Source organism: Moorella mulderi DSM 14980, from assembly GCF_001594015.1.
Taxonomy (GTDB): Bacteria; Bacillota; DSM-521; order Neomoorellales; family Neomoorellaceae; genus Neomoorella; species Neomoorella mulderi.
In genome coordinates this window covers 491,925-504,878 of sequence record NZ_LTBC01000001.1, presented here as the reverse complement: position 1 = coordinate 504,878, position 12,954 = coordinate 491,925, and the positions used below count along the sequence as shown (strand labels likewise).

Below are 12,954 nucleotides of genomic sequence, written 5' to 3'. Positions count from 1 at the left end.
ACCTGAACCCCCCCTCTACTGCTCTGGCTCTTTAAGCCAGTTTTAATGATTCTCTTTCTCCCATAAAGAGAGGTTTTTCCCTCTTTTCCCTTCCTGTAACTTATAAATAGTTACTATCAACTTATCCAACCAGTGACTTTGGGCAATTACTAAAGGATGGGCAAGATCGCCGTAAATCTTAATTAACCTCGCGAGCCATTCTTTTTCTACCTGGATTTGCCTGGCAAGGGTGCGGGGATCTTGGTAGGTTGCCGGTTCGTAGGTGGCCTTTTGACTTAAGCTAGTTATGATGTTGGGGTCAAATTGTAAACCTTTCCCGGTATGTACTTCCAGCAAGGCTTCACTAATTGCAATCGTCTTACGGTAGGGTCGCGACGCCGTCATAGCATCTAAGGCATCGGCGATTGTTACTATTCTGGCCAGCAAGGGAATCTGTTCATATTTAAGGCCGGCATAACCGTTTCCATTCCACCATTCATGATGGTAGCGAATAACTGCTACCACCTCATCGTTCCCTCCCCTTTGCTCCACCCAGTCCGCTCCATAGTCGGTATGCTTTTTTATCTGCCTCCATTCCGCCTCTGTCAGTGGCCCCGGTTTCGTCAATATTTCCCGGCGTACCTGCATTTTCCCGGCATCATGCAAGAGGGCCCCAATTAATAGGTCCTGGTAATGGGAGGCATCTATTCCCAGGTCAAATGCCATCCGGCAGGCAATATTGGCAACCGCAATTGAGTGAAAATAAAGTGCCGGCCAGAATTGCTTGATCTCTAGTAAAATTTTACCTACCGTATCCCCTTGCACTGAACCCGCCTCGCTTCTTTGCCTCCAGAAATAAGAAAGGCAGCCATGCTTCATCAAATGGCTGCCCCTTAAAATAAAGTAAAATTGAATGTTAAAAGTGGCAGCCTGGCAGTCATACCAGTAAAGTGGCTACAGACCCATGGCTTTGCGTCCCACCCTTTCGAGTGGTTTGCCCTTAAACACTTTAATTTATTTACTTAAGAGAAAGATATCTCTTAGGGAACTCTGGGGGCGGAGTAGAAGGAATGGTGACGGCAGTCCAGTGGCCATTGGACATTTTTCCCCGAATATTACAAGGAAATTCTGGTTCCCGGAGGTGTTATGAAAGGTAGCACAGGATGGGTTGGGCGGAATGTTATTCGCAGCAACTTTAAGGAGGCTAATCGAGGGGGAATTTCTTTCCAAAAATTTACAATTAAGGCGTATACCTCCCCCCCCCCCATTGGCTATTTTTGTTTTTTATGTCAATTTCTGTTATGCCTTTTGCCAGCACAGGAATTATCCTCCAATCAGTTGCTATAATATTTTTATATTCGACCTCGCTCAACAAATTCCTTCTCTTAGGTAAAAGTAATGTCAATTTACGCCTGCCGCAAATTGCCAGTTATCGTACCTTCTGGATGCCCAGGGACTTTTCCAGGTCGATAATGTGTCCCTGCTCCACCAGGGCTATTTCCCTGATGACCTGGGCGACGTCGTACAATTTCAAGGCTTCCAGTTGCTCAATACGTTGCAGGTACCGGTTCAGGGCCTCATACTCGGCTTCCAGGTCCTGGCGCAACATTTCCACGTTATTGAGGGAAGTCTTGATTTCCTGCACTTGGACGGTAGGGATGCCACCCAGGTACTGGATCTTGTCACTTAGCTTTACGGCATGATCGTGCTCATCCTGGGCATGCTGGAGTTCTTCATTGATAATGGCAAAATACTGGGGTCCGGTAAGCATGCTGGCGTGCTGGATGTACTGGATCATGGCGGCGTATTCCCAGGACAGGTCCAGGTTGAGGAGCTTGATTACTTGCTCGAGGGTCATAGGGCCACCTCCAAGAGTATGCTTATACTACATAATATTAGTTTTCCTGGTAAGTGTGCCCATACAGATAAAGTAAGTCATGGCTACCAGGGTTGCCGCCGCTGCCCGGGGCTCGCCGGGAATTATCTCCCCGCCCGCAGCACGCCGCTCTGATTAAGCAGCTTGTGCTGGACCTGGATGTACCGCTGTTCCATGTCTATGGCGTCTACAATAGGTCAGCTGGGTGAACCCAACCGGGTAGCAATCCTAGGCCTTACCTGAGCCGTATCACCGTCAATGGCCTGCTTACCGCAAAAGACAGGTCAACCGGTGTTTCCCGGCTAATGACTTCAATAGCCCGGGCCAGGATATAGCTGGTGGCCAGGGTATCGGAACCAGCAAAGGCCCGGTCGTCCCCCATACCCAGGGCCCGCCGCAGGACCTCTGCGGACTGGGACGGGGCCCCATGGAGAGGGCCGTAACCCGGCCGCCTTACTTTTCCTTCAGCCGGAACGCAACCTCTAAAGCATGGGCATCAAAAGGATTGATAATGGCCGGTACCCCGGCCCGGACCAGGGTATTGGTCCGGGGTCGATTCTGCCCTCAGCCGTGTCCGCACCTGCTTGACACAGACCACCATCTGCGACAAAAAACCCCACCCCTGCTGCTAGTATGGGTGGGGGAAACCAAAATATGCAATTATTGCGGATACAAAAAAGCTATCAGGTTTGGACTGATAGCTCTTTAATGTTTGGCACCCAGTTTCTTAATACCGCTCTCACCCTCAACCATTAATTCTACTGTATTGGTAAGGACATCGGTATAGCTGAAGGATATCCGGCGTTCCGGGCTTTTACTCTCTTCCAGTCGGATCACAAAGATGTTGGGGTAAGTCTTTTCCAGTATACCGGTCCTCTCCAGGATCTTTTTCCGCCCGCGGTTGGCTCTTAGTCTTACCTTTTGGCCTACCCTGGACTCCAGGTCCTCTCTAATAGTTGCCAGTACTTCTTTACCTGCCAAAAAAGACCACCCTCTTTCCGCTTATACTTTATTATACAACAGCAAGGGGGTGGTGTCAAGTTATAATGTTTATTTTACTAGAGGAGCCGGCTTATTGTCAAGGGGAATAATGGTATAAATTTCGCCTTTGTTATTAAGATATTTTCAATAAGGAGAAATAGGATAACCCAGGCGCAGTTTACCTTTAATCTCTATACCACCTATACCTTCATTGCCGGTGATGGTATCTTTGATTATATCCGCGGGGCCCAGGGTTTTTTCAATGGAACTATAGGCAATCCGCTCCACCACAAAAACCGGGTCGTAGGCATGAATTAAAACCCGCCGGGGTGAGCTGGCAAAGGTGGCTCCGGCTTTAAGCAGAGCTTCATAATGGGACTGGCAGGCCCCGGCAAAAATAACCAGGTCATCATGGGTAGGTCTTAAAGTCCTGGCCGCCCTCACTGCCGCTACAAAGTGCTTCGAGTGCCGGTAGCTATCCAGATCAATAAAATTATTATTTTTTTCCCTGAGCAGGCCATCATGACCCGTAAGGACCAGAATATCGGGGGTATATTCCTTTAAAAGCTCCTTCACTTTAGCCGCCTGCTGTTCTTCTGGTAGGCAGACGCCCTGGGCCGGTATTTTTAGCTGCTCATAGGCATGGAGGCACTTATCCAGGTATTCCTCGTCACCGTCGATATGCAGCACCCGGCCCGGTACCTCAAAAAAACCATCACCAGGGGCACCTTCCTGTTTTTCCAGCTCCCTTTCCCCCGGGCCCGGCCGTTCACCCCGCAATAAAAAAAACTCCCTCTCGGCTTCCCGGCGCTGCAAAATCCGCCGGAAACAAAGGCTGTGTTTTTGAATATCGCTGTGGCGGTAACGCAGCACTTCCTCGGCCGGTTGCAGCTCCAGGTCCTCCAGGGGGGCATCAGCTACCAGCCGGACATCCAGTCCCCGCAAAATGGCAGTAGTTTCTCCTGCATCAGTTATAATAAGTGACTTTACTTTGAAAAAGATGTCTTTACCGTATTTTTTCCGCGCCACGATATCTCCGGGCTTAATGTTATTCAACCTGCTTCCCTCCCCCGTAAGCCCTGTATCATTCTATTTTATGCCCTGGGGCTTAAAGAGGTGAGGGCGGTACCCACTGCAGCAACTTACCATATTCTGCTTGGATATTATGTATAGTTACCATAATACGCCGGTCCTGGTAACTATTTATCAATGACGGGTCATGGTAATTAAATGTATAATGGTAGTAAGCTGGATGACAGGCCTAGAGATAGAAGTTAAATCGAAGGAGTTGATGGCAATTTCTAGGGTAATTTATGCCAGCCTGCGGCTATTTTGCCTGGCTTCTTTCCTGCTAATTGGCATCTCCGCCTTTGCCGGCACAGCAGCCGCCGCCACTTACACCGTCCAGCCCGGTGATACCCTCTATCTCATCGGCCAGCGCTATGGGACCAGCGCCTGGGAACTCCAACAAGCGAATAACTTAAGCAGTACATGGATCTATCCTGGCCAGACCCTCTGGGTTCCTGACCAGGGCGGCAGTACTTACGTCGTCCAGCCCGGCGATACCCTCTTCCTTATCGGACAACGCTACGGCCTGTCCTACCAGCAAATCATGGCCGCCAATAATCTCACCAGCGATGTCATTTACCCGGGACAGGTCTTACGCATCCCGGCCGGTTCCTACCAGCCCGCGGCCTCCCGGGGGACAAGCATTAATTATAGTGCCAGCGACCTGGACCTGCTGGCCCACCTGGTCTATGGCGAAGCCCGGGGTGAACCCTATGCCGGTCAGGTAGCCGTAGCCGCTGTGGCCATTAACCGTACCCGGGACGGGCGCTTCCCCCGGACCATTGCCGGTGTCATCTATGACCCCGACGCCTTCACTTCGGTAAACGACGGCCAGTTTTACCTCACACCCAATGCTACTGCCTACCAGGCGGCCCGCGAAGCCCTGCGGGGCTATGATCCCAGCGGTGGAGCCCTCTTTTTCTGGAATCCGGCTTTAGTTCCCCCGTATTCCTGGGTCTGGACGCGGACCATTATCACCCAGATCGGCAACCATGTCTTTGCCCGTTAAAAATACGTGACCAGCCTGCCTTACTAAAAGAGGTGGCAACCCTGGTACAGGGGTGGCCACCTCTTTTACATAAGCACCCTTAACTCCCTCGTGGCTCCATCTAACTTTTTATACCTTACTCCACGTATTTTCTTCCTCAGCCGCTCTTGGTGTACTTATCGGCTACCTTGGAGGCCCCGCAGGAATAGGGTTTGATCTTGGCGGCAAAACCACTGCCCACCACCATGCCGACAATTTCCCGGATTAATTCCCTGGTATTTCCGTTGGGCCCGATGTCCAGGTGGATCTCCAGGTTGAGGTCAGCATGACCGTTGGCCGCCAGCTTCTGGGCGATAAAGCTGGCCGTTTCCAGGCTCAAAGCCGTTTCATAAAAGATCTTCTGGCGTAAGGAAGTAATCTTGCGCTGGTACCTTTTACTGTAGTAGTAGCGGGCTCCCCTGCCCACCTGGTGGACTATGACAGCCGTGACAAAGCAGGTACGGACCCGGGCCTGGGAATCCGAGCCGATAATGATCTTGTACTGGGCCTCGGGATTGGCCTCGATAAACTGCATCATGTCGGCAAACATTTCTTCAGCCGTCAGGCGACCCCTGGTAGGACTGATATAATACACCGGCATCACCTTCTTTCCATTTGTTGCTGTAACGCTTTGCTCAAGTTAGCAAACTCTTCAATAGTCAAGGTTTCTCCCCTTCTCCGGGGTTCAACTCCGGCAACTGCCATAGCTTTTAGTAACAGGGGACGTTCCAGTCCCAGGCTGCCCAGGGCGTTTAAAAGGGTCTTACGCCGGTGGTTAAAGGCGGCCCGGACTACCCGGAAAAAGAAATCTTCATCCCCTGCCTGTACTGCCGGCTCAGCCCGGCGGGTTAGCTTCACTACCAGGGAGTCGACCTCCGGCCGCGGGTAAAAGACGTTGCGGGGTACCTTCAAGATAACGGCCGGAATCGTATAATACTGGACCACTATACTCAAAGAGCCATAATCCTTGCTCCCCGGTAAGGCCAGCATCCGGTAGCCCACTTCGGCCTGGACCATTAAAACAAGTTCCGTAATCTGAAATTTACCGGTCAGTAAATGCATCAGAATGGGGGTGGTTATATAATAAGGAAGGTTGGCCACCAGCTTATAAGTGGGCAACCTTCCTCCTCCATCTCCCTTAAATCCGGCGACTAACTCATCAAAATCAACTTTTAAGGCATCGCCGGCAACCAGGCGCACATTGGCCTTATCCTTCAAAGTTTCTTTTAAAGCAGATATTAAATCCCGATCGATCTCAATGGCTATTACCAGTCCCGCCTGTTCCGCCAGCTCCTGGGTAAGGGCCCCCAGGCCGGGGCCTATCTCGACAACAGTATCATCAGGGCCAAGGCCGGCCGCCCTGACAATTTTCCGCACGATATTTAGATCCACAAGAAAATTCTGGCCCCGGGATTTACGGGGTACCAGCCCCTTTTCCCGGACCAGCGCCAGGGTTTTGCCTGGCGTGGCTACAGAATCCACCCCAATCCCTCCATAGAGGTATTATACTACATCTGCAGCCATGGTACAAATATATGTAAATGGAAAAACGCTAATGGCGGGCCGGGTGGCATATAACAAAAAACCACCCGGCGGAGGGTGGTTCTAGCGTAAAACATAGACTTTCACCCGGCGGACGCCCCAGCGGGCCGTAGCCGCCTCCGTGTCCAGGAAAACGTCAATGCGGTTACCCTTGATGGCACTGCCCACATCCTGGGCAATGCCAAAGCCATAGCCTTCGACGTAGAGCCTGGTACCCAGGGGAATTACATCCGGGTCTACGGCAATGGTACCTACCCGGGGATAAACCCCCGTCGCCGTCCGTGAGCCCGTGTGGGTGTAAGCCGTAGCAACGGCCCAGAAAGCCCGCTCAAAGCGGAAAGTGTGCCCCCCACGGGAAGCCATATCCAGGGCTCCTACAGCTATTATTTCAGGTACAGGTTCTTTAACTACCTTAGTTGCCACCAGCTCGCGGCCTGCTTCCTGCCCGTCTTCATAGACGATCCGGTAAGTTTCTTCCTGGAGGCCCTTCTGCCCCCTCTGTACCAGGCGGGTAATACCTTTTTCTATCTCCCCGTCGGGTCGACGCTCCACCCGGTAGTTAATTTCGCTGTTAACCGTTTCCATTTTGTAGGTGACTCTGGTAACTTTAATTGTGTCCCCTGCCCTTACGGTGGCAGTTACAGCCGGGGTAACCCGGTCTTCAGGCTGCAAAGTCACCCCCGCTCTGCTTAAAACCTCGGCCACAGTCACCGGAGGAGTCAAAATTTCCTTTTCCTGCCCGTCCGCAATTATCTTTACCAGGACGGCCCTTTTGACCGTCACCACCATACCTTTAGTCACAGGTGCATCCAGGGCAGGAAGAACAACATCCTCTGGCCCCAGGGTAATTTGCTGCTCATTTAAAAATCGCCCTACCTGGCGGGCAAAGGTCCGGGCTACGATCTCCCGCCCGTCTACCTGGAGGGTTACCTGCTTCCAGGCAAAGTTCATTACTCCCCACCCGGTGCCGGTAAAAAGCACTGCTACCGCCACCAGGAGCCAGAGCCAGGGCCGGCGGCGCCCCCGGGAATTCTTCTGGCGCCAGTGCGTAATCCATCCGTCCATGGGTCACCTCTTGCTAATTTAAAATCTAATACAGCTTTTACTGCCATGGGAGGGGAGGTTCCCTCCGGACGCTGGTTGCGCCCGGAAGGAATCTCTATAAATACTTCGACGCGGGGGCAACATTTTCCTGCCCCCGCGCCTGGAATTTTTTGCCTAATAACCGAGAATCCGCACCGTAACCGGCCGCCGGCCCCACTGGATGGCTTCGGCCTCACTATCTACAAAGATATCAATGCGGTTGCCCTTAATCAGGCCACCCGTGTCCTGGGCCACGGCATAGCCGTAGCCTTCTACGTAAAGCCTGGTCCCCAGGGGGATGACCCGGGGATCGACGGCAACTATTCCCCGGTAGGGCCAGATGCCGGTAGCCGTCCGGTTGCCGGTATGGGTATAGGCCGTAGCTATCACCTTCAGGGTATCCCCCGCCCGGGCCGCCGTAACTGCCGGGTAAGCACGGCTACCGTAGGCCACTATCCGTGGCTGGGGCTGGACTTCGATCCAGGTGTCCAGGAGCTGGCGTTCGACTTCGACGCCATTCTCTTTCTTTACCTGGTATTTATAATAACGTACTCCCGGCCGGCCTTCCTGGACCACCTTTTCCTTCCCCGGCTGTAAAGTCCGATCCGGCCGGCGCACCAGGGGAGGTGGTACTGCTTCCTGGTGCAGTTCAATGGTATTTTCCACCCTGATGACCCGGATATACTGGTAAGGGTCATTGCTGCCCAGGTTGCTATCTACCCTGTCTTCAGGCCCCAGGGTTATGCCCTCCTGGGCCAGGATTCCGGCTACCACCGGTAGCGGTACCTGGGACCAGAGAGGCTGGCCGGCAATCTCGGCCGCTACCGGTACTACGCCGGCCATGGTCAGTTTTAAGCCCGGCCAGAACCAGGCACCGGGCAGGGGTAAAACCCAGTCGCCTATCCGTACCTGGCTACCGGTCGGTCCCCGGCTGTCGCCCAGGTACCACTGGCCGGTGGCTACCTGCCTGGCGCTGCCATCGGTGAAAATATCTACGCGATTGCTGGTCCAGCCTGCCAGAAGCAGGGACTGGAGCCCCAGCAGCAGGCAAGCCAGCGCCAGCAATAACTTTCTCCGGCCAGGGGCAGGCCGCTGGCCGGAAGGGGGTAACATCTTGAACATAACGTCACTCCTTCCATATTATGCCAGCAATAGCCTTGCCAGAATATTCGCCTTTTATACCCGTAAAAAAATCCTGCCCTGGAGGCAGGAGGATTATAACCTATTTCAAGCGGTATACCCCTATTTACTGAAGCGAGTTTTGGATTGGCCGGGAAAATATTTCTTTATTACGCTTTGTGTAATATAATATTACATAATAAGTAATAATTATGGATAATAATATCAAGGGGCGTTGATAATGCCAGGTAAGCTATTTCCCATCGGCGGTCCTGTTGCGGAAGAAGATATCGTCGACAGGGAGGACTTCATTACCTCCCTTGTAACCAGGCTCTCTGAGGGTCAAAGCGTCATGCTTTACGGCCCACGGCGCATAGGAAAAACCTCGTTGGCCCATGAGGTGCTAAGGCAGCTAAAGGTAAAAGGTTTTTATATCGCTTCAGTTGATCTTTTCCGGCTTTCCAGTAAGCGCGCTCTGGCCGTTGCGCTGATTAACGCTTGCCTGGAAAACAGGACTGGCATTCGCAAGACAATCGATGCATGGAAAGACCGGACTAAAACCATTGCCGGCACTGCGAAACTGGCAATTAAGCTCCAGGACCTTGAACTCGATTTGGGGCTTTCGCAAGGCGAGCAAAGCGATGAAGCCTTGCTTGACTATGCGCTGAACTTGCCCGGGGTGTTGGCTAAACGGGATAAAAAGCCGGTGGTTATCTTGTTCGATGAATTTCAAGACGCTTGCCGGGTAGCAGGGACGGGAATCTATAAAAAGATGCGTTCCTATTTTCAAAATCAAGAAGATGTGGCCTACTTGTTCCTGGGATCAAAAGAGGGCATGATGAAAACCCTATTCGCTGACAAAAAGGAAGCCTTTTACCGGTTCGCCACTATTCTTCCCATACCCTCGATTCCCGAAACGGCCTGGGCGGAATATATTGCCAAAAAGTTCCGCACCAGGGGAATCACATCTACGCCGGAAGCAATAAAGGAGATTACCCGTAAAACCGGAGGGCACCCCCAGGACACGATGGTTGTATGTTCCGAACTATACTACGCATTGCTTGAAGCCGGGCAGAACACCATATCCCTTGAGTTTGTACGCTTGGGATATGATCGTGCCCTGCTGACTCTTGCACCCATCTACGATGAATTACTAGACGATCTAAACCTGAGTTTCACTGGACGCCAGGTATTAAAGCGCATTGCCACAGGAACCAGCATTTATAGCATAGAAAACGCCAATCCTAATGAAATTAAACGGACGATAGATCATTTGCTGGCTAAAACAGTGATCGAGAAGAAGGGGCGCGGGTCTTATACATTCGTTGAGCCGATGTTTCGTGATTACGTGCTGCGGGAATTTTTCTGATCAAATCCCAAACAGGCGCCGGGCGTTGGCCGCGGTGGCTTCGCTGACGGCTTCCGGTACCAGGCCCCGGGCTGCGGCTATGGCGTCGGCCACCAGGCCCACGTAAGCCGGCTCGTTACGCCGGCCGCGGTGGGGCTCCGGGGTGAGGTAGGGGCAGTCCGTCTCGATGAGTAACCGCTCCAGGGGTACCCGTACAGCTATCTCCCGCAGCTTGGTAGCGTTTTTAAAGGTCACCGGGCCGGCAAAGGAGATATAAAAGCCCATCTCCAGGCACTCCCGGGCCATTTCCCAGCTGCCGGAGAAACAGTGGAGGACGCCCCCCGCCGGGAAAGGCCCGGCCTTTTTTAAAATCTGCAGGGTATCCCCATGGGCGTCACGGTCATGGATAATTACCGGCAGGCGTAATGCCCGGGCCAGCTCCAGGTGCCAGCGAAAGACTTCCTGCTGGCGCTGGCGGGGCGAAAGGTTGCGGTAGTAATCGAGTCCCGTTTCGCCAATGGCCACCACCCGGCTGTCCCTTGCCAGGCCGCCGATGACCGCCTCCGCCTCAGCGTCGAAAGTCGCCGCATCATGGGGGTGAACGGCTACGGCGGCGTAGATAAAGGGCCAAGCGTGGGCCTGCTCCACCGCCCGCCGGGAAGATGATACATCATAACCCACGTTGATTACGGCTACGACGCCGGCCTCTTGCAGGCGGCCCAGGACACCGGCCAGGTCGGCAGCAAAGGCCGGATCGTTGAGGTGGGCGTGGGAGTCAATGAGTCCCGGCATTTATCGCACCTGGGCGCCGTCCTGGATAGCCCGCTCCGGTGTGATGAGGCTTAAGGTGTCGCCAGCGACGGCCGCCAGTACCATCCCCTGGGAGACAATACCCCTGAGTTTGGCCGGCTTCAAATTAGCCACAATGACCACCTTTTTGCCCACCAGTTCTTCCGGCCGGTAGTAGCGGGCGATGCCGGCCACGATGGTCCGCCGCTCGTCACCAACTTTAACTTCCAGCTTCAGGAGCTTGTCGGCGTTGGCCACCTTCTCTGCCGCCAGGACTTCAGCTACCCTTAGTTTAATGCGAGCGAATTCCTCGATGGTTATCTCTTCTTCACCGGGTTTAGCAACAGTTTCTTCTTTAACTGCAGGCGATGCTGCCGCTGGAGTCTCCTGTACTGCCACCGGTCCCTCTCCTTCCTGTTCGTTAAGTTCAATGCGGGGGAAGAGGGCTGGACCTCTTTTCACCCGGGTACCGGCAGGGATGCCCCCCCAGGTGGCCAGGCTCTCCCAGGTGAGGGCCGCGGGGACATCCGCAAGGCCCAGCTGCTCCCACACCCGGGCCGGTACGCCGGGCATAAAGGGCCCTACCATGATGGTAGCCTGGCGCATGGCCTCGGCCAGGTTGTAAAGGACCGTCTGCAGGCGCGGTTTCTTTAAAGGGTCTTTAGCCAGGGCCCAGGGAGCCGTCTCCTCGATGTATTTATTGGCCCGGTTAACCAGGCGCCAGATGGCCGTGAGAGCCCGCGCGAATTCAAAATTGTTCAAGGCCGCGTCCACCTCATCCGGCACAGCCCTGGCTATAGCCTTTAACTCCTCATCCAGGGGCTCCGGGGCTGAGGGCGCCGCTATTACCCCGCCGTTAAATTTTTCAATCATGGCCGTCGTGCGGCTCAACAGGTTGCCAAAGTCGTTGGCCAGGTCGGTATTGAGGCGGGTAATTAAAGCCTCTTCACTGTAGTAACCGTCGGCGCCGTAGGGCATTTCCCGCAGGAGGAAATAACGGATGGCATCGGCGCCGTAGCGGTCGATGAGCACCATGGGATCGACAACATTGCCCTTGGATTTGGACATCTTGCCGCCGTCCACCAGGAGCCAGCCGTGGCCAAAGACCTGGCGCGGCGGGTCAATGCCGGCGGCCATGAGGATAATGGGCCAGATAATAGTGTGGAAGCGGACGATATCTTTACCCACCAGGTGCACGGCGGCCGGCCAGTATTTACGGAAAAGGTGATCATCTTCGGTACCGTAGCCCAGGGCGGAGATGTAGTTGGTGAGGGCATCAAACCAGACATAGATAACGTGCCTGGGGTCCATGGGCACCGGTATACCCCAGTCAAAGGTGGTCCGGGAAATACACAGGTCCTCCAGGCCACCCTCGATAAAGCTGATCATCTCATTGCGCCGGGAAACGGGCAGGATAAAGTCAGGGTGTTCTTTTATATATTGCAGCAGGCGATCGGCATATTTGCTCATCCGGAAGAAATAGCTTTCTTCCTTGACCAGTTCCACCGGCCGGCCGCAGTCGGGGCAGTTGCCGTCCTTGAGCTGCCGTTCCGTCCAGAAGGTTTCACAGGGGGTACAGTACCAGCCCTCGTAGGTGGACTTATAGATATCCCCCTGGTCGTAAATTTTCTGCAGTAGATGCTGGACTACCCGCGTATGGCGCGGTTCGGTGGTGCGAATAAAGTCGTTATAAGAAATATTAAGACGGCGCCAGAGTTCCTGGAAAGTAGCCACAATACGGTCGACATACTTTTGGGGCGGAAGATCAGCTTCCCGGGCCTTACGCTGGATCTTCTGGCCGTGCTCGTCGGAACCGGTGAGGAAATAAACGTCATAACCCCGCAGGCGCTTGTAGCGGGCCAGGGTGTCGGCCATGGTGGTCGTCAGGGCATGACCAATATGCAGTTTATCGCTGGGATAATAAATAGGGGTGGTAACGTAAAAAACCTTGTCCCCCATCCTGGTCGTCCCCTTTCGGCAAATTCAGGAGTATTATATTAAAAAAAAGAGCAAGTTGTCAAGTTTTGGCTATAATGGCGCGAGAAGGCTAATTTTTTGTCCAAAATATGGTTGACTTTTACTGGAAACACTGGTACCATATAGACAGGTTGTCGAAACATGTTGAAATAGGGAGGGGAGAGC

At 53.5% G+C, this 12,954-nt stretch carries 12 protein-coding genes, 1 pseudogene and 1 riboswitch; of the genes and pseudogenes, 2 read left to right on the top strand and 11 right to left on the bottom strand.

The features are described 5' to 3' along the window. Positions 1–42 precede the first annotated feature (42 nt). The 5 genes and pseudogenes from MOMUL_RS15545 to yabG all read right to left on the bottom strand — a co-directional run bounded on the left by MOMUL_RS15545 (position 43) and on the right by yabG (position 3,892). Complete coding sequence (locus tag MOMUL_RS15545; RefSeq protein WP_161484953.1) at positions 43–804, bottom strand: HD domain-containing phosphohydrolase; 762 nt, start codon at positions 802–804, stop codon at positions 43–45. Positions 805–900: 96 nt separating this feature from the next. Next, positions 901–988: riboswitch (cyclic di-GMP riboswitch) on the bottom strand. Positions 989–1,408: 420 nt separating this feature from the next. Then, on the bottom strand, positions 1,409–1,837 hold the full coding sequence (locus MOMUL_RS02670) for a ferritin-like domain-containing protein (RefSeq protein ID WP_062281114.1): 429 nt from the start codon (positions 1,835–1,837) through the stop codon (positions 1,409–1,411). Positions 1,838–2,058: 221 nt separating this feature from the next. Further along, positions 2,059–2,456: pseudogene (locus MOMUL_RS17775) on the bottom strand (electron transfer flavoprotein subunit beta/FixA family protein); the annotation flags it as partial. Positions 2,457–2,560: 104 nt separating this feature from the next. Then, complete coding sequence (locus MOMUL_RS02665) at positions 2,561–2,836, bottom strand: Veg family protein (protein WP_062281111.1); 276 nt, start codon at positions 2,834–2,836, stop codon at positions 2,561–2,563. A gap of 144 nt (positions 2,837–2,980) precedes the next feature. Continuing rightward, positions 2,981–3,892 (bottom strand): sporulation peptidase YabG, encoded by a 912-nt coding sequence (gene yabG / locus MOMUL_RS02660; protein WP_062281108.1) that lies wholly within the window; start codon positions 3,890–3,892, stop codon positions 2,981–2,983. Between the two features lie 181 nt (positions 3,893–4,073). On the opposite strand from yabG, the gene MOMUL_RS02655 reads away from it, so the two are divergent. Beyond that, the gene (locus MOMUL_RS02655; protein WP_169802148.1) at positions 4,074–4,913 is read left to right on the top strand and encodes a LysM peptidoglycan-binding domain-containing protein; all 840 of its coding nucleotides are present in this window, start codon (positions 4,074–4,076) and stop codon (positions 4,911–4,913) included. A 136-nt stretch (positions 4,914–5,049) separates the two neighbouring features. On the opposite strand, the gene MOMUL_RS02650 is transcribed toward MOMUL_RS02655, so the two are convergent. The 4 genes from MOMUL_RS02650 to MOMUL_RS17600 form a co-directional block, all read right to left on the bottom strand. Then, the gene (locus tag MOMUL_RS02650) at positions 5,050–5,532 is read right to left on the bottom strand and encodes a ribonuclease H-like YkuK family protein (protein WP_062281101.1); all 483 of its coding nucleotides are present in this window, start codon (positions 5,530–5,532) and stop codon (positions 5,050–5,052) included. Beyond that, positions 5,532–6,413 (bottom strand): 16S rRNA (adenine(1518)-N(6)/adenine(1519)-N(6))-dimethyltransferase RsmA, encoded by an 882-nt coding sequence (gene rsmA / locus MOMUL_RS02645; protein WP_062281099.1) that lies wholly within the window; start codon positions 6,411–6,413, stop codon positions 5,532–5,534. The genes MOMUL_RS02650 and rsmA overlap by 1 nt, the downstream gene beginning before the upstream one ends. Before the next feature lie 123 nt (positions 6,414–6,536). Beyond that, on the bottom strand, positions 6,537–7,538 hold the full coding sequence (locus tag MOMUL_RS17605; protein ID WP_062281097.1) for a resuscitation-promoting factor: 1,002 nt from the start codon (positions 7,536–7,538) through the stop codon (positions 6,537–6,539). A gap of 153 nt (positions 7,539–7,691) precedes the next feature. Then, complete coding sequence (locus MOMUL_RS17600) at positions 7,692–8,678, bottom strand: 3D domain-containing protein (protein WP_084785411.1); 987 nt, start codon at positions 8,676–8,678, stop codon at positions 7,692–7,694. Positions 8,679–8,916: 238 nt separating this feature from the next. On the opposite strand from MOMUL_RS17600, the gene MOMUL_RS02625 reads away from it, so the two are divergent. Then, entirely contained in the window at positions 8,917–10,044 is a 1,128-nt protein-coding gene (locus tag MOMUL_RS02625; RefSeq protein WP_062281089.1) for an AAA family ATPase, read from the top strand. Here MOMUL_RS02625 and MOMUL_RS02620 read toward each other — a convergent pair whose 3' ends face one another. Beyond that, a complete protein-coding gene (locus MOMUL_RS02620; RefSeq protein WP_062281086.1) occupies positions 10,045–10,815 on the bottom strand; it encodes a TatD family hydrolase in 771 nt (256 codons plus the stop codon). Continuing rightward, positions 10,816–12,771: a methionine--tRNA ligase gene (metG, locus tag MOMUL_RS02615; RefSeq protein ID WP_062281084.1), complete on the bottom strand. Its 1,956-nt coding sequence runs from the start codon at positions 12,769–12,771 to the stop codon at positions 10,816–10,818. Positions 12,772–12,954: the final 183 nt, after the last annotated feature.

Excerpts from the sequence above, each read along its gene's own strand:
- MOMUL_RS02670 (WP_062281114.1), bottom strand. The coding sequence starts at position 1,837 with ATGACCCTCGAGCAAGTAATCAAGCTCCTCAACCTGGACCTGTCCTGG.
- MOMUL_RS02655 (WP_169802148.1), top strand. The coding sequence starts at position 4,074 with ATGGTAGTAAGCTGGATGACAGGCCTAGAGATAGAAGTTAAATCGAAG.
- MOMUL_RS02650 (WP_062281101.1), bottom strand. The coding sequence starts at position 5,532 with ATGCCGGTGTATTATATCAGTCCTACCAGGGGTCGCCTGACGGCTGAA.
- MOMUL_RS17605 (WP_062281097.1), bottom strand. The coding sequence starts at position 7,538 with ATGGACGGATGGATTACGCACTGGCGCCAGAAGAATTCCCGGGGGCGC.
- MOMUL_RS17600 (WP_084785411.1), bottom strand. The coding sequence starts at position 8,678 with ATGTTCAAGATGTTACCCCCTTCCGGCCAGCGGCCTGCCCCTGGCCGG.
- MOMUL_RS02625 (WP_062281089.1), top strand. The coding sequence starts at position 8,917 with ATGCCAGGTAAGCTATTTCCCATCGGCGGTCCTGTTGCGGAAGAAGAT.
- MOMUL_RS02620 (WP_062281086.1), bottom strand. The coding sequence starts at position 10,815 with ATGCCGGGACTCATTGACTCCCACGCCCACCTCAACGATCCGGCCTTT.
- metG (WP_062281084.1), bottom strand. The coding sequence starts at position 12,771 with ATGGGGGACAAGGTTTTTTACGTTACCACCCCTATTTATTATCCCAGC.